19 protein-coding genes are annotated in these 17,802 nt (G+C 63.2%); 15 read left to right on the forward strand and 4 right to left on the reverse strand.

Translation table 11 applies throughout. From position 1 onward, the window contains the following. Nucleotides 1-301 precede the first annotated feature (301 nt). From AC2EAL_RS15240 to AC2EAL_RS15305, 14 genes are all read left to right on the forward strand, one after another. Nucleotides 302-502 carry a hypothetical protein gene (locus AC2EAL_RS15240; RefSeq protein WP_484725093.1) on the forward strand — a complete coding sequence of 67 codons (201 nt, stop codon included), beginning with the start codon at nucleotides 302-304 and terminating at the stop codon, nucleotides 500-502. A 472-nt stretch (nucleotides 503-974) separates the two neighbouring features. After that, on the forward strand, nucleotides 975-1,175 hold the full coding sequence (locus tag AC2EAL_RS15245; RefSeq protein WP_484725094.1) for a hypothetical protein: 201 nt from the start codon (nucleotides 975-977) through the stop codon (nucleotides 1,173-1,175). A gap of 213 nt (nucleotides 1,176-1,388) precedes the next feature. After that, a complete protein-coding gene (locus tag AC2EAL_RS15250) occupies nucleotides 1,389-1,571 on the forward strand; it encodes a hypothetical protein (protein ID WP_484725095.1) in 183 nt (60 codons plus the stop codon). Nucleotides 1,572-1,717: 146 nt separating this feature from the next. Continuing rightward, nucleotides 1,718-2,578 carry a Flp pilus assembly protein CpaB gene (gene cpaB / locus AC2EAL_RS15255; RefSeq protein WP_484725096.1) on the forward strand — a complete coding sequence of 287 codons (861 nt, stop codon included), beginning with the start codon at nucleotides 1,718-1,720 and terminating at the stop codon, nucleotides 2,576-2,578. Nucleotides 2,579-2,789: 211 nt separating this feature from the next. Continuing rightward, complete coding sequence (locus AC2EAL_RS15260; protein ID WP_484725097.1) at nucleotides 2,790-4,184, forward strand: type II and III secretion system protein family protein; 1,395 nt, start codon at nucleotides 2,790-2,792, stop codon at nucleotides 4,182-4,184. A gap of 4 nt (nucleotides 4,185-4,188) precedes the next feature. Then, the gene (locus AC2EAL_RS15265) at nucleotides 4,189-4,848 is read left to right on the forward strand and encodes an OmpA family protein (protein WP_484725098.1); all 660 of its coding nucleotides are present in this window, start codon (nucleotides 4,189-4,191) and stop codon (nucleotides 4,846-4,848) included. A 247-nt stretch (nucleotides 4,849-5,095) separates the two neighbouring features. Beyond that, nucleotides 5,096-6,355: a CpaE/TadZ family protein gene (locus AC2EAL_RS15270; protein WP_484725099.1), complete on the forward strand. Its 1,260-nt coding sequence runs from the start codon at nucleotides 5,096-5,098 to the stop codon at nucleotides 6,353-6,355. 74 nt (nucleotides 6,356-6,429) lie between these two features. Continuing rightward, a complete protein-coding gene (locus AC2EAL_RS15275; protein ID WP_484725100.1) occupies nucleotides 6,430-7,815 on the forward strand; it encodes a TadA family conjugal transfer-associated ATPase in 1,386 nt (461 codons plus the stop codon). Nucleotides 7,816-7,818: 3 nt separating this feature from the next. Next, nucleotides 7,819-8,787 carry a type II secretion system F family protein gene (locus AC2EAL_RS15280; protein WP_484725101.1) on the forward strand — a complete coding sequence of 323 codons (969 nt, stop codon included), beginning with the start codon at nucleotides 7,819-7,821 and terminating at the stop codon, nucleotides 8,785-8,787. 7 nt (nucleotides 8,788-8,794) lie between these two features. After that, nucleotides 8,795-9,778 carry a type II secretion system F family protein gene (locus tag AC2EAL_RS15285; protein ID WP_484725102.1) on the forward strand — a complete coding sequence of 328 codons (984 nt, stop codon included), beginning with the start codon at nucleotides 8,795-8,797 and terminating at the stop codon, nucleotides 9,776-9,778. Between the two features lie 14 nt (nucleotides 9,779-9,792). After that, on the forward strand, nucleotides 9,793-10,353 hold the full coding sequence (locus tag AC2EAL_RS15290) for a tetratricopeptide repeat protein (protein WP_484725103.1): 561 nt from the start codon (nucleotides 9,793-9,795) through the stop codon (nucleotides 10,351-10,353). Between the two features lie 48 nt (nucleotides 10,354-10,401). Further along, nucleotides 10,402-11,259 carry a tetratricopeptide repeat protein gene (locus AC2EAL_RS15295; RefSeq protein WP_484725104.1) on the forward strand — a complete coding sequence of 286 codons (858 nt, stop codon included), beginning with the start codon at nucleotides 10,402-10,404 and terminating at the stop codon, nucleotides 11,257-11,259. Further along, entirely contained in the window at nucleotides 11,259-11,768 is a 510-nt protein-coding gene (locus tag AC2EAL_RS15300; RefSeq protein ID WP_484725105.1) for an A24 family peptidase, read from the forward strand. Before AC2EAL_RS15295 ends, AC2EAL_RS15300 begins: the two co-directional genes overlap by 1 nt. Before the next feature lie 61 nt (nucleotides 11,769-11,829). Further along, on the forward strand, nucleotides 11,830-13,146 hold the full coding sequence (locus AC2EAL_RS15305; RefSeq protein WP_484725106.1) for an ATPase: 1,317 nt from the start codon (nucleotides 11,830-11,832) through the stop codon (nucleotides 13,144-13,146). A 58-nt stretch (nucleotides 13,147-13,204) separates the two neighbouring features. Here the strand turns inward: AC2EAL_RS15305 and AC2EAL_RS15310 are convergent, their stop codons facing one another. Continuing rightward, a complete protein-coding gene (locus AC2EAL_RS15310; RefSeq protein WP_484725107.1) occupies nucleotides 13,205-13,750 on the reverse strand; it encodes a 5-formyltetrahydrofolate cyclo-ligase in 546 nt (181 codons plus the stop codon). Then, nucleotides 13,747-15,129, reverse strand: coding sequence for a magnesium transporter (mgtE, locus tag AC2EAL_RS15315; RefSeq protein ID WP_484725108.1), 1,383 nt, complete (start codon nucleotides 15,127-15,129; stop codon nucleotides 13,747-13,749). The genes AC2EAL_RS15310 and mgtE overlap by 4 nt, the downstream gene beginning before the upstream one ends. A gap of 172 nt (nucleotides 15,130-15,301) precedes the next feature. Between mgtE and guaD the strand changes: the two genes are divergently transcribed. After that, entirely contained in the window at nucleotides 15,302-16,579 is a 1,278-nt protein-coding gene (gene guaD, locus AC2EAL_RS15320) for a guanine deaminase (RefSeq protein WP_484725109.1), read from the forward strand. Nucleotides 16,580-16,881: 302 nt separating this feature from the next. Here the strand turns inward: guaD and AC2EAL_RS15325 are convergent, their stop codons facing one another. Together AC2EAL_RS15325 and AC2EAL_RS15330 are read right to left on the reverse strand one after the other, a co-directional pair. Then, nucleotides 16,882-17,199 carry a ribonuclease E inhibitor RraB gene (locus AC2EAL_RS15325; RefSeq protein ID WP_484725110.1) on the reverse strand — a complete coding sequence of 106 codons (318 nt, stop codon included), beginning with the start codon at nucleotides 17,197-17,199 and terminating at the stop codon, nucleotides 16,882-16,884. 28 nt (nucleotides 17,200-17,227) lie between these two features. Next, on the reverse strand, nucleotides 17,228-17,797 hold the full coding sequence (locus AC2EAL_RS15330) for a hypothetical protein (RefSeq protein ID WP_484725111.1): 570 nt from the start codon (nucleotides 17,795-17,797) through the stop codon (nucleotides 17,228-17,230). Nucleotides 17,798-17,802 lie beyond the last annotated feature (5 nt).

Here is a 17,802-nt window from a genome sequence, read left to right on the forward strand (position 1 = left end):
CAGCATCCGGCGGGGCCCGCCAGAACTTTTCCGGCCCAATCATGGCAATTCCGCCAAAATTGACCGAAAAACCACGGCGTAGCATGGAAGAGTGAAGGGATTCCTAAGGATTCTTTCTTTTGTTTTCCGTGCCTTGTGAGGAATCACGCATTTTTCTGCGATCCGCGCAGATTCTGCGATCCGCGTCCAAACTGCTGCCACGTTTGGTTGGCTATATGTGTCCATACCGAACGACACGGGCTCCAAGGATGGCCAGATCGAAGCGGTTGAGTGATGCTTTAACCTCCGAAAGGGACCAGAAATGACCAAGTTCTCCGCTTTCCTGAAAGACGAAGCCGGCGCCGTGACCGTTGACTGGGTGGTTCTGACCGCCGCCGTCGTGGGCCTCGGCCTCCTGATCTTCTCGTGGGTCCGCCCGGCTGTTTCGGATCTGGCTGCTGCCATCGACACCGAAATGGGCGAAGCCCAGACCTGCATGACCTCGAACGGCTCCAACTGCTGATCGATCTGACGATCTGATCGTCATCTGGGCCGCACCTGAAAAGGTGCGGCCCTTGCCTTTTGTGCATCCCCTTTTCCCTCAGCACCTTTCGCAGCCTGTCTTCCCTCAGCGCCAGGTTTCGACGCGATGGGTGCCAAGCCGTCGCCCCGCAGCTGCACCCAGTCGTCGTCTCTGACCCAACGTGCGGCGCATCCACCGTGACGGCACAAGTCTGCCCCGATTGGCCGCTCCGCGCCGCGATCTTGCCCAGAGAATCTCGACCGCGCCGACGAAACAGAAAAAATTCCGTTATCTTTCTGATGTTTAGATAAATTCTTCGCAAATAGTTGGTGCGGCGCACAAATTCCCTTTCGCTTCCAAACTCTCGCCACGTTTGCACGGCTATATGTGTTCATACCGAACGAAGACGGCAATGACCTGGCCTGATCGAAGCGGTTGAAGTGACAGACAACTCCTTAGAAAGGGACCAGAAATGACCAAGTTCTCCGCTTTCCTGAAAGACGAAGCCGGCGCCGTGACCGTTGACTGGGTGGTTCTGACCGCCGCCGTCGTGGGCCTCGGCCTCCTGATCTTCTCGTGGGTCCGCCCGGCCGTTTCGGATCTGGCTGCTGCCATCGACACCGAAATGGGCGAAGCCCAGACCTGCATGACCTCGAACGGCGCCAACTGCTGATCGATCTGACGACTTGATCGTCACCTGGGCCGCACCTTATCAGGTGCGGCCCTCGCCTTTTCCGGGGGGGGCTTCCACGGGCCGACAACCCGGCCTTGCTGCCCAAAACAGCCCTTTTCCTCAACCGCGAAATGCCTGACCGCTGCTATAGTTTCGCCGCATTCACCCTGCAAAGTTGTATTGTTACGAAGCAGGTTTGACCGGAGTGTCTTGATGCAGCGCCTTGCCACTTTTCTGAAGGACGAAACCGGTGCCGTTACGGTTGACTGGGTCGTGCTGACCGCCGCGATCATCACCATAGCGATGCTGATCTTTCCGTTGTTCAGAAGTCCGGTCTCGGACCTGGCCGCGGCCATCGCGACAGAAGTTTCGGATGCTCAGGACTTCATGGACTGACCAGAACGGCAATCCGGCCACAGGCCGACCACGCTGTAAAGAGGGGCGCCAGCATCGGTTGATGGGGCGCCCCTCATTAATTAGAAGGTCGCCAAACAGGCTAAACCGGAAACAATAACCCGCTGCAAGCAAGACGAGGTTGAAAAATGAGAGCAATATTCGCATTGGTCCTGATCGTGGGCATGGGTCTGGCCGGCGTCGCCGTCTACATGATCCAGGGCTACATGGCCGACCTGGAAAACGCGCTGCAGAACGAGCGGGCCTTCAACGCCAAGGCGGGCAAGCTGGTCGAGGTCTTCGTCTTCGCCAAGCCGAAGAAATACGGTGACCCGCTGGCCGAAGAGGATGTCGTCGCTATCTACTGGCCGGAAAAGAGCCTGCCCGAGACCATCTTCCGCGACAAGGCCGTCCTCTTCCCGGAAAACGCCCCGGGCCCGCGCTACATCATGCGCACGACCGAGGCGTTCGAGCCGGTGCTGGCCAGCCGCGTGACCGAGCCGGGTGAGCTGTCGAACCTCACCTCCAAGCTGGAGAAGGGCAAGCGCGCCTTCGCGATCACGGTCGGCACCAACTCGGGCATCTCGAACTTCGTGAAGCCGGACGACTACATCGACATCCTGTGGACCGGCAACGTCTCGGGCGTCGAAGGCGGGATCACCCGGCAGATCGAAAGCGCCGTCCTGGTGATCGCGGTCGACAACGCCATCAACGAGGGGCAGGTCAGCTCTGACACTGTTGCGCAGACGGTAACTGTCGCCGCGACGCCGGAACAGGTTGCGCGCCTCGCGCAGGCCCAGGCCACGGGCAAGCTGACGCTCTCGCTGGCGGCGGACGCCACGGAAATCGTCGAGGGAACCGTCGAAACCGACACCAAGACCCTGCTTGGCATCGAAGAGGTCGTGGTCGCCCCCGAGGTGGTCGTCGAGGAAAAGAAGAAGTGCTTCGCCAAGCAGCGCAGCGGCGGTCAGGTCATCGAAACCGACATCGAGATCCCCTGCCAGGAATAGTTTCCCGGCGTCCGAGAACCGAAGGCGCGGCCACATTATCTGGGGCCGCGCCTTTGCATTTTTCCAATCCTTTGCGACCTGTTGCAGTTTATCCACATCAAGGTCACCGCACAAAGCATTGATTCTTGCAAAAAAACCCGGCCTGGTTCATTGTGCCTGCGATAAGGGCGTTCAAGACCCAAACGAGGCGTGGTCGAAAGGGCAGATCACAATGAACATGAAACGACTCCTGGTAGCAGGTTATCTCGGTGCGTGTCTCGCATCGACCGCAATGACCCCGGTTTCGGCCGAGGTTCTGCGCGTCATGCAGGGCCAAGCCACTGAAGCACTCAACGTTCCGATGAACCGGGCCGTTGTCGTCGAAAGCGACACTCCGTTTGCAGAGCTGTCGATTGCGAACCCCGCCATCGCCGATATCTCGACGCTGTCGGACCGCTCGATCTATGTCCTCGGCAAGGCACCCGGGCGCACAACGCTCACGCTTTTGTCGCCGGATGGGCAACTGATTTCCAACGTCGACGTGCACGTCACGCCCGACATCGCCGAATTCAAGGAACGGCTGCAGCAGATCCTTCCGGGCGAGCACATCGAAGTGCGCACCGCGAACGACGGGATCGTGCTGTCGGGCCAGGTTTCCTCGACGGCGAAGCTGGACAAGGCGCTTGATCTCGCCTTCCGCTACGCCCCCGACCGGGTGTCGAACCTGATGGTGGTCGGCGGGACGCAGCAGGTCATGCTGAAGGTGCGCTTCGCCGAAGTGAACCGCACGGTGTCGAAGAACCTTTCGTCGTCGATCGGGGTCCGGGATGGCGGCAGGATGTTCGGCGAAACGGGGACGTGGCTCTCCGGTTCGAACAACCCCTTCGGCGGCGCGATCACCCTGCGTGATGACGCCGCAGGTGGGTTCGGGTTCGGCGGCTCAATCGGCGGCCTGGAATTCTCGGTCCTGCTGGAAGCGCTGGAATCCAAGGGCTTGGTCCGCACGCTGGCGGAACCGAACCTGACCGCCCTGTCCGGCCAGGAAGCCAAGTTCCTTGCCGGTGGTGAATATCCGGTGCCGGTGTCGCAGGACGACGATACCGTCACGGTGGAATGGAAGCCCTTCGGTGTGGAACTGAACTTCACCCCGGTGGTGGTCGACCAGGACATCATCAACCTGACGATCGACGCGGCGGTATCCTCGATCGACCCGGCCAACGGGATCTCGGTCGCTGGCTTCGAGATCGACGCCTTCAAGCGCCGCGAAACCTCGACCACGGTGGAAATGCGCGATGGCGAGAGCTTTGCGATCGCGGGCCTTCTGCAGGACGACTTCCGCGACCTGAACACCCAGCTGCCCTGGATCGGCGACATTCCGATCCTTGGCGCACTGTTCCGGTCTGCGGAATACCAGCGGGCACAGACCGAACTGGTCATCATCGTCACCCCCCACCTTGTCACCCCAGTGGCAGGCGAGGCGCTGGCGCTGCCGACCGACCGGATCCGCATCCCGACGGAACGCGAACTGTTCCTGTTCGGCGACGTGGCGTCCACCCCGAAGAAGGGTGCCGCAGCCGAAGTGGCCCGGCAGGACTTCAGCTCTTCCTACGGCTATGTGATGGAGTAAGGCGATGACCATGATGCTTCCCAAACTCCTCGCGGCCACCGCGCTTCTGGCGCTGACTGCCTGCGGCGAGTCCTCGGTCTCCTGGGACCGTGAACTCGGCGCCGAGGTCGACAAGGGCCATTTCGGCAACGCGACGATGAACAACACGCTGATCCAGACGGGTGAGCTGTCCTACACCGTCGCCCTGGCCGAACGGTTCGCCGCCGAAGTGCCGAACACGATCAACTTCGCCTTCAACAGTGCCGAGCTTTCGGCCGAGGCGCAGCAGATCCTTCAGCAGCAGGCGAACTTCATCAAGCAGTTCCCCGAGGTTCGCTTCCGTGTCTTCGGTCACGCCGACAGGGTTGGCTCGACCGGCTACAACCAGCGGCTCGGCATGCGCCGCGCCCAGGCGGCGGTCGCCTACCTGACCTCGCTCGGGATCAGCCGCTCGCGGCTTGAGGCTGTCGTCTCCTACGGCGAAACCCGGCCGCTGATCGACACCACCGCTGCGGAAGTGCGCAACCGCCGTACGGTGACCGAGGTCTCGGGCTTCGTGAAGTCCCACCCGCTGGTCCTGAACGGCAAGTACGCCCAGATCATCTGGCGCGACTACATCTTCAGCGCCACCCGGCAACACCAGGGGCAGCAGGCGGACGGCGTCGGCGCCGGCGGCGGCGGCTGATCAGAACTCTGCCAGAACAGCGCAAGAGGCCGGGTCGAGAGACCCGGCCTCTTCGTTTCCAGAATCGTGATAATCCCAGAAAGAAGCTTCTTTAGCCCAAATATCGCCACCATTCTTGAACAAGGTCCCCCTCATAGGATGAGTACTGGGGTCCAATGTTCCGCAAGTAGAAGTCAACGCCGATCTTTGATCTAACTGCTTGCAAAATATGTACAAAATGGCCCGCACCGAAAGGATCTGACGCGAGATGACGAGCAAAGCCACAGTTCAGAGCGATCCGGCACCGATCCTCGCCTGCACGATTTCGCGTGACGTGCAGCGATTCGATCTTCTGATCGACGACATGGAAACCGAACTGGGCGAAGCCTGGGGCGACCTCAACTTCGAGGACGCGCTGGTCTTCCTCAAGCAGCCGGACAGCACCGGGATGCAGTTCGTCGCCATCGCCGTCGACAGCGAAGACGAATCCGAACTGTCGAAGATGAACGACGTGATCAAGGCCGCCAAGGCCAAGAAGATCAAGGTCCTCCTCATCGCCAACCAGGTCAGCCCGTCAGTCCTGCACCAGATGCTGAAGCTTGGGGCCGATGACTTCGTCCCCTACCCGCTACCCGAAGGCGCGCTGCACGACGCGATCGAGCGTCTGCGCAAGCCCGCGCCGGTCATGCCGGACGGCTATGACCCGGAAACCGGCATGTTCAACCCGGTCTTCAAGGCCAAGGGCGACCGCAACGGCGTGATCCTGCCGGTGCACGGCATGGCCGGCGGCGTCGGCGCCACCACTTTCGCCGCGAACCTGGCGTGGGAGCTGTGCCTGATCCCGGAGACCGAAGGCATGCGCGTCTGCGTCATCGACTTCGATCTGCAGTTCGGCTCGGTCGCGACCTATCTCGACCTGCCCCGGAAAGAGGCCGTGCTGGAGATCCTGACCGACACTGCCGCCGTCGACGCCGACTCGCTGGTCAAGTCGATGCTGACCTTCAACGAAAAGCTGCATGTCTTCACCGCTCCGGCCGACATGCTGCCCTTGGAAGTCGTGACGCCCGAAGACGTGGGCCGCATCCTCGACACCGCGCAGGCCAACTTCGACTTCGTCATCGTCGACATGCCCTCGACCGTCGTCGCCTGGACCGAGGCCGTGCTGACCCGCGCCCATGTCTACTTCGCGCTCCTGGAGCTGGACCTGCGCTCGGCCCAGAACATCCTGCGCTTTGTCCGCGCGCTGAAGGCCGAGGGCCTGCCGCACGACAAGGTGCGCTATGTGCTGAACCGAGCGCCAAAGTTCACCGACCTGTCGGCCAAGGCCCGCGTCAAGCGCCTGGCGGAAAGCCTGGACATCGCCATCGAGGTGCAGCTGCCCGATGGCGGCGAACAGGTGACCCAGGCCAACGACCACGGCCTGCCCATCGCCGAAAGCGCGAACAAGAACCCGCTGCGCAAGGAACTGCAAAAGCTCGCCAAGTCCTTGTACGACCTGAACAAAGCCACCGAAACCGCCAAAGCCTGATCTAGGGGGATCAACCCGTGTTTAGCCGCTTCAAGAAAGACTCGCCGGCCGGTGCAAGCGCGCCCCAGGGGGGCTTGGCTCCGGTCTCACAGGCCACTGACAAGGCCGCCTTTGCCGCCCGCGCCCCGGCTCAGCCTGCCGCTCAGCAGCGTGTTGCGGCCGAGGCCGTCGCTGCCGACAAGGAAAAGAAGCGCAAGGAACGCCTGACCGAGCTTAAGGTCGAGATTCACAAGCGTCTTCTGGAAGACCTGAACCTCTCGGCCCTGGAATCGGCCAGCGAGCAGCAGCTCAAGTCCGAAATCGCTTCGCTCGCCTCGGAAGCGCTGGACGACATGTCGGTCGCGCTGAACAAGGATGACCGCCTGGCGCTGAACCAGGAACTGTACGACGAAGTCATGGGTCTTGGCCCGCTGGAGCCGCTCCTGAAGGACGAGACGATCAACGATATCCTCGTCAACGGGCCGAAGCGCATCTTCATCGAACGCGCGGGCAAGCTGCAGCTGTCGGATGTCACCTTCCGCGACGAACGCCACCTTCTGCGCATCATCGACAAGATCGTGTCCGCCGTGGGCCGCCGGGTCGATGAATCCAACCCCTATTGCGACGCCCGTCTGCAGGACGGCAGCCGTTTCAACTGCATGATCCCGCCGATCGCGGTGGACGGCTCGCTGGTGTCCATTCGTAAGTTCAAGAAGGACAAGCTGAAGATCGAGGACCTGGTCCGCTTCGGCGCCTTCACCGAGGAAATGGCCGCCTACCTGCAGGCCGCCGTGTCCTGCCGGCTGAACATCATCGTTTCGGGCGGTACGGGTTCCGGTAAGACGACCACGCTCAACGCGCTGTCGTCCTTCATCGACAACCACGAACGCGTGCTGACCATTGAGGATACGGCCGAACTTCAGCTCCAGCAGGTCCATGTGGGCCGGATGGAAAGCCGCCCGGCCAACGTCGAAGGCAAGGGCGCGGTGACCCAGCGGGATTGCTTGCGGAACGCGCTTCGTATGCGTCCTGACCGCATCATCGTGGGGGAAACCCGGGGTGAAGAGGTCATCGACATGCTGCAGGCCATGAACACCGGCCACGACGGTTCGATGACCACGATCCACGCCAACAACCCGCGCGACGCGATCAGCCGTCTGGAAAACATGGTCGCCATGGCCGGGATCGAAATGCCCTTGAAGGCCGTCCGCAGCCAGATCGCCAGCGCCGTCAACCTGATGGTGCAGGCCAGCCGTCTGCAGGACGGGACCCGCCGCATGACATCCGTGACCGAAATCACCGGGATGGAAGGCGAAGTCATCTCGATGCAGGAAGTCTTCCGCTTTGAACGCCTGGGGGTCGAGCCGTCGGGCAAGATCATCGGCCGCTTCAATGCGACCGGCATCCGGTCCGCCTATTCCGACCGCTTCCGCCAGTGGGGCTTCGACCTCCCGGCCTCTATCTACGAACCGATTGTCTAAGCCATGCAGATCAGTGCCGCACCCCTAATCTACATCATGATCTTCGTGGCGGTCGTTGTGATCGTCAACGGGATCTACCTGATCGTCTTCGGCAAATCGATCAGCCTGAACAGCCGGGTCAGCCGCCGCCTGACGCTTCTGGAAAAGAACGCGAACCGCGAACAGGTTCTGGAACAGCTCCGTAAGGAGATGAACCAGCACCTGAATGCGCGGAACATTCCGCTCTATTCCATGCTCGCCAAGAAGGCGCAGCGGGCGAACATCGCCTTCTCGCCCCAGGCGCTGATCGGGATCATGGCCCTGGTGTCGGTCATCGCCTTCATGCTCCTCTCGGTCTTCACCGCCGCCGAATTCGGGCTGCGCGTGGTCCTGGGCGTGGTGATGGGCGTGGGCGGCGTGTTCTTCTGGGTGAACCGGATGGCGCAAAAGCGCATGTCGCTTCTTGAGGAACAGCTGCCCGACTCGATCGAACTGATGGTCCGGTCGCTGCGCGTCGGCCACCCGTTCTCGACCGCCATCGGCATCGTCGCCAAGGAAATCCCTGACCCGCTGGGGTCCGAATTCGGCGTCATCTCGGACGAAGCCGCCTATGGCCGCGACGTGTCGGAATCGCTGAAGGCCTTCGCCGAGCGCATGGACAGCCAGGACCTGCGCTTCCTTGCCGTCGCCGTGTCGATCCAGCAGCAGTCGGGCGGTAACCTGGCCGAGATCCTGGAAGGCCTGTCCAAGGTCGTCCGCGCGCGCTTCAAGCTGTTCCGCCGCGTCCGCGCCATCACGGCCGAAGCGAAATGGTCCGGCATGTTCCTGTCGGGCTTCCCCATCGTCGCGCTGATCATGATCAACGTGGTCCAGCCCGACTACTACGACGAGGTCAAGGGCACCTCGGCCTATATCCCGGCGGCGCTGTTCGTCGTCACGTTCCTCATCATCAACATCATCTACATGAAGGTGATGACCAACATCAAAGTGTAGGTCGGCTATGGAATTCTTCTCGAACCTCATGTCGGGCATGACCGAGCGTTTCGGTCCGATGGCCCCGCTGCTGGCTGTCGGCCTGCTGGGCATGCTGCTGATCCTGATGGCGCTGCCCATCGTGATGAAGCGCCAGCGCGACCGTTTCCGCGAGCTGAAGGACCATGGCGTCCCCAGCGAGAAGGACAAGAAGCGGGCACTGCGCAAGACCGAAAAGGTCGACAAGCTTGAAAAGTTCGCCCACTTCCTGGAACCGCAGAAGAAGGAAGAGCTGTCGGCCGCCAAGCTGAACATGCTGCGGGCGGGCTACAACGGCAAGAACGCCGTCCGGATGTTCCACGCCGTCCAGTTCCTCTTGGCGATCATCTTCCTGATTGGCGGGCTGATCGTCGCCTTCATCAAGTCGCTCAGCCAGGAGATGACGGGCGTCGACCTCCTGCTGCACAGCCTCTTGCCCTGCGCCATCGGCTATTACATCCCGCGTTACTGGGTGAACAAACGCGTCAAGCAGCGCCAGACCGAGATCATCCAGGGCTTCCCCGACGCGCTTGATCTGATGCTCGTCTGCGTCGAGGCCGGCCAGTCGCTTGACCAGTCGATCATCCGCGTCGGCAAGGAAAGCCGTGCCGGTTACCCCGCGCTGGCCGATGAATTCGACATGGTCGCGCAAGAGGTCAAGGCCGGCAAGGAACGCATCTCGGTCCTGAAGGACATGGCCGAACGCGTGGGCGTGCCGGACGTGGCCTCCTTCGTCACCACGATCATCCAGTCGGCCACGTTCGGTACCTCGGTAGCCGACGCTCTGCGGGTCTATTCGGCCGACATGCGCGACAAGCGCATCATGCGGGCGGAAGAGAAAGCCAACATGTTGCCGACCAAACTCACCCTCGGCACTATGCTGTTTACAGTTCCGCCGCTTCTGGTCATTCTGATCGGGCCTTCTGTCTACGGAATGGTGACAATGCTCACGCAACTTGCGGGTGGGCTTTAAGAACGGGACGTGACTTGCGCGAAGCAGTCCTTCTGACACTGTGCTCTGCGCTGCTTCTGGCCGGCTGTGTGCCGGCCAGTGACGTTTCCAGGAACCGCCCCCTTGGCGTCGACGCCAGCCGTGACGGTGTCGATGGCATGACCGTCGGCCACCGGCTGATGGAGGCGGGCGAGCATGAGCTGGCACTCAAGGCCTATCTGCGCGGCGCGGGTGAATCCGGCATCAGCGCCGACGTCCTGTCAGCCATCGGCTCGGCCAACCTGGCGCTCGGCCGCCTGGGGCAGGCCGAGCAGATTCTTGAACGCGCGCTTGAGCTTGACCCTGAATTCGTGCCCGCGCTGAACAACCTGGGCGTCGTCAAGATGGAACAGGGCGACGTCGGCGAGGCGCGGGTCTATTTCCAGCGGGCCTTCGCGCTGGATAGTGGCGAAACGGACTCGATCCGCGAAAATCTGATGCTCGCTATCGCGCAAAGCGAGGCGAATGTGTATGATCAACCCCAAGAACAAGAAAGCAGCGGGTTCCGTCTGGTCCGACAGGAAAAGGGCAAGTTCGTCCTACTCTCCGATCTCTAGGCGGCAATTCGTTAAAGATTACGGGCAGTCAACAAAAAGGACGCTAACATGCGCCATCCGGCTTTCGTAGTGCTGTGCCTCAGCGGCGCAGTCGCCCTGTCAGCCTGTCAGAAGAATTCTGACGCCGAGGTCCAGCGGGCATTGAAGGACGTCAACGTCATCGACGAATCCAACCTGAATGACGTGATGATGACGGTCGCCGACCCTGGTGAGGCGGTCAGCTACTTCACCCGCACCCTGCAAGAGAACCCCGACCGGATCGACCTGATGCGCGGCCTTGCACGGTCGCTGATCCGGGCGCAAAAGCCGACCGAGGCTGCCCAGGTCTGGCGTCAGGCCGTGGCGCACCCCGAAGCCACCCCCGAAGACCGTGTGTTGCTGGCCGATGCGCTGATCCGGTCGAACCAGTGGCCCGAAGCCAAGGCCGAGCTGAACCAGATCCCGCCGACCCACGAAAGCTTTGACCGCTATCGGCTGGAAGCGATGGTCGCAGATGCGGACAAGAACTGGAAGAAGGCCGACAGCTTCTATGAAATCGCGGCAGGCCTGACCACCACGCCCGCAGGCGTTCTGAACAACTGGGGCTTTTCCAAGCTGACCCGCGGCGATGCGCCGGGGGCCGAAAAGCTGTTCACCGAGGCGCTGACCTACGACCCCTCGCTGTTCACCGCCAAGAACAACCTGGTCCTGGCCCGCGCCGCCCAGCGCAAGTACGACCTGCCGGTCGTGAAGATGACCCAGACCGAACGGGCCGAGATGCTGTATTCCATGGCATTGGCTGCGATCAAGCAGGGCGATGTCTCGGTGGGCAAGGGCCTGCTGAACCAGGCGATCGAGACCCATCCCCAGCATTTCGAGGCCGCCGTGCGCAGCCTGGAAGCCCTTGATGCGAACGTGAAAACCTGATGCCTGAAGCGATCCTTTCCCCGACCGATGCGCTGATCCTTCTGGTCCCGGTGCTGCCCATTGCGATCTGGGCGGCACTGACGGACCTCAAGCGGATGAAGATCCCGAACACCTCCGTCCTGGCGATGGCGGCGGTCTGGCCGCTCCTCGGCTGGTACGTCGCGCCCACGCTGACGGTCTGGGCCTGGGGCTTTGCGCTGATGGCCATCGTCTTCGTGGCGGGGTTCCTTTTGTACCTGACCGGCACGTTCGGGGCGGGGGACGCCAAGTTCGCCGCTGCGATGGCCGGGATCTTTGTCGGCGGCAACATCGGGGAAATCCTGCTGATCATCTTCGTCAGCATGATCGGCTCCTTGGCTCTGCACCGCCTGTTGCGCAGCCTTCCCTGGGTCCGGAACGCCACGCCGGACTGGGAAAGCTGGACCAAGCGGCGGTACTTTCCCTTTGGTCTGGCGCTCTCGGCGATCGTGATCTTCTACCTTCTTGCCGCCATCTGGCCACAGGGCTGACACAAGTCACGTTTACGACTCAATCCGCTGAACTTTGCTGGATTGTTTACGGAGCTTGCCCATGAACGCTGAGGCCCCGGTATCGGGCGTGCAACCGCCGCCCTCCCCCCGCTCGCTGGAAGATACCGGCCTGTCGGTCATCATGATGCGGGACATCCTGTTGAAGTCGATGTTCCGCACCAACCAGTCGCAGGTCACGGTGCTGTCCAAGTTGATCTGCCTGCCGGTCCCGCTGACCCAGGAACTGGTCGACCTTGCCCGCACGCAAAAGCTTCTGACCGCGATGGGCACGATGTCGGCCACGGCTTCGAACGAAATGTCCTACGAGCTGACCGATGCCGGCAAGGCGCGCGCGCTCGACGCCCTGTCGCAGTCGGAATACTACGGCGCGATGCCGGTTCCGCTGGACCAGTATTCGGTGCAGATCAAGCGCCAGTCGGTGCGCGATATCCGGCTGAACCGTGAGCAGCTGATGTCCGGCATGGGCCACCTGATCCTGCCGCCCGACCTGATCGACAACCTCGGCCCCGCGGTGACCTCGGGGCGCTCGATCCTCCTCTACGGCCCGCCCGGCAACGGCAAATCCTCGATCTCGCACGGCATCCGTGCAGCGCTTGGCGACAAGGTCTACGTCCCCCGCGCCATCGAGTATTCCGGCCAGATCATCAGCGTCTACGACCCGATCGTGCACTCCTCGGCCGAGATGGCTGTGGATGACCCGAACAGCTTGCGCCGCACCTCGAACCGCTTCGACAACCGCTATGTCTACTGCGAACGCCCCTCGGTCATCACCGGCGGTGAGCTGTCGCTTGACATGCTGGACCTGAACTACAACCCGACGGCCCGCACCTACCAGGCGCCCCTGCAGCTCAAGGCCACCGGCGGCATCTTCATCATCGACGACCTTGGCCGCCAGGCCGAACCGCCGCAGAAGATCGTCAACCGCTGGATCGTGCCGCTGGAAGAAAGCCGTGACATCCTCGCGCTACAGTCGGGCGAAAAGTTCACCGTCCCCTTCGACACGCTGGTGATCTTCTCCACCAACTTCCACCCGAACCAGATCTTCGACGGCGCCGCACTTCGCCGTATCTTCTTCAAGATCAAGATCGACGGGCCGAGCCAAGAGAACTTCCTGAAGATCTTCGCGATGGTCGCGCGCAAGAAGAAGATGCCGCTGGACGAAACCGCGCTGATGCACCTGATGAAGGTCAAGTTCCCGACGATCCAGAACAACTACGCGAACTACCAGCCGGTCTTCCTGATCGACCAGATGATCGCAGTCTGCGAGTTCGAGAACATCCCCTACCAGATGACGCCCGAGCTTATCGACCGCGCCTGGGGCAACATGTTCGTCCGGCAGGAGGACATTGCTCACTAGGGACCCAAATTCCTTAAGCAAGGAATTTGTCAAAATTCTTACTCAAGAATTTTGGGCGTCACGCGAAGACCGTGACGCCCTTTTCCGTCACCACCGCATCCAGCCGCTGGTCGAACGCGTCCGTCGGCACCTCATCCACCCCCTGCGCCGCGAAGGCGAACCCCACCGCCATGACCGGCCCCCGCGCCCGCAGGCCTGCCAGCGTCCGGTCGTAGAACCCCCCGCCATAGCCCAGCCGATACCCCCGCCGGTCCCAGGCGAGGAGCGGCACGATCAGCACCTCGGGTTCCACCCAGGCCCCCTCCTCGGGGATCATCGCCTTGAACGCTCCCTCCACCAGCCGACACCCCGGTGACCACTCCCGGAACCGCAGGGGCGTGGCCTTCGCCACGATCACCGGCACCCCCACCGGCCCCTGATGCGCCGACATCGCGGGCAAGGGGTCGATCTCGGTCCGCATCGGCATATAGCCCGACAGCACCTTGCCCTTCTGCGGCGCCAGGAAATCCGCCAGGATCTCCGCCGCCTGCCCCTGGCCCTGCGCAAACGCCTCTGCCCGCCGCGAGAACGCCTCCGCCCGCGCCTCAGCCTTCCCATCCGTCATGTCAGCATCACCGTCGCCAGCCCAAGGAACGCCAGGAACCCGATCACATCGGTCAGCGTGATCACGAAGGTCCCCGAGGATAATGCCGGATCGAATCCCAGCCGGTCGAGCAGAAGCGGCACAAGAACCCCCGCCAGCGCCGCGACGACCAGCGTGATGACCAAGGCCAGCGCGATCACCGCCCCGATCATCGGCGCCCCGAACAGCCCCCAGGCCGCGCCCCCCATCACGGCCGCGAAGACGGCTCCGTTCACCAGCCCGACCACCACTTCCCGCCAGATCACCCGCCCCGCGTTCGACCCGGTCAGGTCCCGCGTCGCCAGCGCCCGCACTGCCACCGTCAGCGACTGGGTCGCCGCATTGCCGCCCATCGAGGCCACCACCGGCATCAGCGCCGCCAGCACGACGATCTTCGCGATCACCGCCTCGAACTGCGCGATGACCAGCGCTGCCAGGTTCGCCGTCACCAGCGCGACCAGTAGCCAGGGCAACCGCGCCTTCACCGTATCCAGCACCCCGTCCGAGATCGAGCTTTCCTCGCCCACCCCGGCCAGCAAAAGCATGTCCTCCTCGTGCTCCTCGTCCAGCACGGTCATCGCGTCGTCGATGGTGATGACCCCCACCAACCGGCCCGAGCCATCGACGACGGGGCAGGAAATCAGGTGGTACTGGTTGAAGATATAGGCGACGTCGGCCTCTTCCTCGGTCGCCTGCACGGTGCGGAAACTGTCTTCGGTGATCGCCTTCAAGGCCACGTCGCGGCCCGAAGACAGGATGCGCCCCAGCGTCACATAACCCACCGGGGTCATCCGCGGATCGACCAGGATCACGTGATAGAACTGGTCCGGCAGGTGGTCGGCCCCGCGAAGAAAATCAATGGCTTCGCCCACGGTCCAGTGTTCCGGCGCCACCACCAGCTCGCGCTGCATCAACCGGCCAGCAGACTGCTCCGGCCAGGCCAGCGCCGCCTCGACCGCCACCCGGTCGGCCGCATCCATCGCCCCCAGAAGGCGGCCCTGGTCCTCGGCCTCCAGGTCCTCGACGATGTCGACGAGGTCGTCGGAGTCGAGTTCCCGCAGCGCCTCGGCCACCACCTCGTCGGGCAGTGCGTCCAGCACGTCCTCGCGGATCGCATCGCTGATCTCGGACAAGACCTCGCCATCGATGACGGCCGAGCCCATGGCCAAAAGCGCCTCACGGTCGGTCTCGCTCACCTGCTCCAGAAGGTCGGCGACGTCGGCCGGGTGCACCGGGTCCAAGAGCGCCTCGACCCGCGCTGCATCCCCCGACCGGGCCGCATCCAGCGCCGCGTCCAGCGTCGCCTCAAGCGTCGCCGCATCCATCGCGTCCGGCGTCGTCCTGACCGTCGTCTCTGTCATGCGCGCCTCCCGCTGTCTTGCGACCTTAGGCCGTTTTCCGGGCAAGGGCAAAGCCGGTTGCCTGCTTCCGCGCCTTCGCGCTTTTGCGAAACAGTTTCAAGCCATGATCGATACCGGGAAATTTACCCCAAGCGCGAAACCCTCTAGGCTGGCCCGGTTGCATGGGGGCACGATGACCGACCTGATCCTGGGCCAAGTCCTAAGCTACAAGGGCGACCCCTTCATCGAAGGCCTTTACGCCGCCCGTGTGAACACCAGTGGCGCCGTTGCGGTGGATGGCGGAAAGATCGCCGCTGTGGGTGACGCCAGCGACCTGCGCGCCCGCTTTCCGCAGGCGACTGTCCACGACCACGGGCGCAAACTCATCTCGGCCGGCTTCATCGACGCCCATGTCCACTATCCCCAGACCGCGATGATCGCGTCCTGGGGCAAGCGGCTGATCGACTGGCTGAACACCTACACTTTCCCCGAGGAGATGCGGTTCAGTGATCCGGCCTATGGGGATGAGATCGCGAACCGCTACCTCGACCTCGTCCTCGCGCGCGGGACCACCACCGTCTGCACCTATGCGACGATCCACCCCGCATCCGTCGACGCCATCTTCACCGCTGCACAAACCCGCGGGATGCGGGTCTTTGCCGGGAAGACCTGCATGGACCGCAACGCGCCCGAGGGCCTGCTGGACACCGCCCAATCGGCCTACGACGATTCGAAACGCCTGCTGGAGAAGTGGCACGGGCAAGACCGCCTGTCCTACGTCATCACCCCGCGCTTCTCGCCCACGTCCACGCCCGAGCAGCTTCACGTCCTCGGCCAGCTTTGGCGCGAATACCCCGACTGCCTGATGCAGACCCACCTTTCCGAGCAGACGGATGAGATCGCCTGGGTCCAGTCGCTTTTCCCGCAATCCCGCGACTACCTCGACACCTACGAGGCGCAGGGACTCCTCCGCGAAGGTGCCGTCTACGGCCATGCCATCCACCTGACCGACCGCGAGCGCGCCCGCCTGATCGAAGCCGGGGCAAGCCTTGTCCACTGCCCGACGTCCAACACGTTCATCGGCTCCGGCCTCTTCGACATGACCCTCGCGACCCGGCTTCGTGTCGGCCTCGCCACCGACACCGGCGGCGGCTCGAACTTCTCGATGCTGCCCACCATGGCCGCCGCCTACGAAGTCGCCCAACTCCGCGGCAATTCCCTCCACCCCGCGCAGCTCTGGTGGCTTGCGACCCAAGGCTCCGCCCGCGCGCTCCGGGCCGAGGACAAGATCGGCAACCTCGCCCCCGGCATGGAGGCTGACCTGATCGTCGTCGACCTCGCCTCCACCCCCGCCATCGAACAGGCCACCCGCCGCGCGGAAAACCTGTGGCAGCAGCTGTTCCCGACGATCATGATGGGCGATGACCGGGCCATTGCCGAAGTCTGGGTGCACGGCAAACGCCTGCCCTGACCGACCCAATGGGTCTTGCCCATGTCCCAAATACTCCCGCCGGAGGCTCCCCGAGGTTTTGCGCGTCCTTCACGCGCAAGGCCGAGACAAAAGGCGCGCGCCGCAGGCGCTCAATTTGACAGCCGCCCAGCAAACGCGACGGCCGCCCGCCTGGCACTGACCGGTCACCCTGCGCCCCCTCTCCCCAATGGGGGGAGGGCCGGGGAGGGGGGAACCCGGCCAGCATGGTAAAGACCACCTGAACGGCCCCGAGCAACCCCTTGATTTCAAAAGAACCGAAAACCCCGCCCAGCGTGGACAGCCTACTCCGCCAGCTCCCACCCATCCGGGTAGAAGTCATGCTTCAACGCGATCTCGGTCGCCGCATGTTCCCGCTCCCAGATCGCCTCCGGCGTGACCGGCATCGGCCCGAATGAGGCGATCAGCGTCTCCCCGTCCTTCAGCCGTCGCGTGGAAAACCCCGCCAGCCGCAGCGCCCGTTCGAAGGCTGGCCACGAGGCGTCCAGCTCCTCGACAAAGAAGGCGAACTCCACCACCGCCGTTTTCGGCAGGCTCACCCCCTTCGACTGGCGGAAGGTCTGGAACGTGTCGCGCCGCTGGGCATTGTAATCGTGGGACATGGGCGGCCTCCTGGCACGCCGTTCTACCCTACTCGGCGCGGGTGCAGAAGCCCCGGTCGTAGGGCGAGGACCAAATCCAGTCTGAGGCATTCAGCGCCTCGAACCCGACCGGCTCCAGCGCGCGCGTCTTGCCGTCCTCGGTCGCGGTCATCTTCCACAGGTCGACATCGCATTCGAAGGCCTGCCCGACATATTCCCCGGCATGATAGTAGCCGACCACGGTGAACTGGTTGTCGATGAACTGGAGCTGGGTGACGACCCGCCCGGTCCCTTCCTCGTCGGCATATTCGGTGACGATCTGCAGGATGCTGGCCTCTCCGGTCTCGACCACTTCCAGCGCCTGCTTGGTAGCAAAGGCGCCCAGCGCGATCTCCGGGTTGTCGAACTGCGGGTCACCAGTCGCCACTGCCGCCTCGCCCGGATTGCCGCCCCAGATCGTCAGCCGTGTCTTGTCCTGGTTCTGGGTCAGGCGGGCGAGGAAGCTGAAGCCGGTGCCCTGCGACCCGGCCCAATTGCCGCTGGCTTCGGACAGGACGGTCTCCGCCCCGGCGGGCAGGGCAAGGGCACAGAGGAGGGCAAGGCTGGGGATCAGGCGCATTCGGG

It is taken from the genome of Tabrizicola sp. T74, from assembly GCF_057219935.1.

Bases quoted from the DNA above. Each gene is read 5' to 3' on its own strand.
- AC2EAL_RS15325 (WP_484725110.1), bottom strand. From the start codon at position 17,199: ATGTCCCACGATTACAATGCCCAGCGGCGCGACACGTTCCAGACCTTC.
- AC2EAL_RS15280 (WP_484725101.1), top strand. From the start codon at position 7,819: ATGCAGATCAGTGCCGCACCCCTAATCTACATCATGATCTTCGTGGCG.
- cpaB (WP_484725096.1), top strand. From the start codon at position 1,718: ATGAGAGCAATATTCGCATTGGTCCTGATCGTGGGCATGGGTCTGGCC.
- AC2EAL_RS15260 (WP_484725097.1), top strand. From the start codon at position 2,790: ATGAACATGAAACGACTCCTGGTAGCAGGTTATCTCGGTGCGTGTCTC.
- AC2EAL_RS15295 (WP_484725104.1), top strand. From the start codon at position 10,402: ATGCGCCATCCGGCTTTCGTAGTGCTGTGCCTCAGCGGCGCAGTCGCC.
- AC2EAL_RS15265 (WP_484725098.1), top strand. From the start codon at position 4,189: ATGACCATGATGCTTCCCAAACTCCTCGCGGCCACCGCGCTTCTGGCG.
- mgtE (WP_484725108.1), bottom strand. From the start codon at position 15,129: ATGACAGAGACGACGGTCAGGACGACGCCGGACGCGATGGATGCGGCG.
- AC2EAL_RS15285 (WP_484725102.1), top strand. From the start codon at position 8,795: ATGGAATTCTTCTCGAACCTCATGTCGGGCATGACCGAGCGTTTCGGT.
- guaD (WP_484725109.1), top strand. From the start codon at position 15,302: ATGACCGACCTGATCCTGGGCCAAGTCCTAAGCTACAAGGGCGACCCC.
- AC2EAL_RS15240 (WP_484725093.1), top strand. From the start codon at position 302: ATGACCAAGTTCTCCGCTTTCCTGAAAGACGAAGCCGGCGCCGTGACC.
- AC2EAL_RS15250 (WP_484725095.1), top strand. From the start codon at position 1,389: ATGCAGCGCCTTGCCACTTTTCTGAAGGACGAAACCGGTGCCGTTACG.
- AC2EAL_RS15305 (WP_484725106.1), top strand. From the start codon at position 11,830: ATGAACGCTGAGGCCCCGGTATCGGGCGTGCAACCGCCGCCCTCCCCC.
- AC2EAL_RS15245 (WP_484725094.1), top strand. From the start codon at position 975: ATGACCAAGTTCTCCGCTTTCCTGAAAGACGAAGCCGGCGCCGTGACC.
- AC2EAL_RS15330 (WP_484725111.1), bottom strand. From the start codon at position 17,797: ATGCGCCTGATCCCCAGCCTTGCCCTCCTCTGTGCCCTTGCCCTGCCC.
- AC2EAL_RS15300 (WP_484725105.1), top strand. From the start codon at position 11,259: ATGCCTGAAGCGATCCTTTCCCCGACCGATGCGCTGATCCTTCTGGTC.
- AC2EAL_RS15310 (WP_484725107.1), bottom strand. From the start codon at position 13,750: ATGACGGATGGGAAGGCTGAGGCGCGGGCGGAGGCGTTCTCGCGGCGG.
- AC2EAL_RS15270 (WP_484725099.1), top strand. From the start codon at position 5,096: ATGACGAGCAAAGCCACAGTTCAGAGCGATCCGGCACCGATCCTCGCC.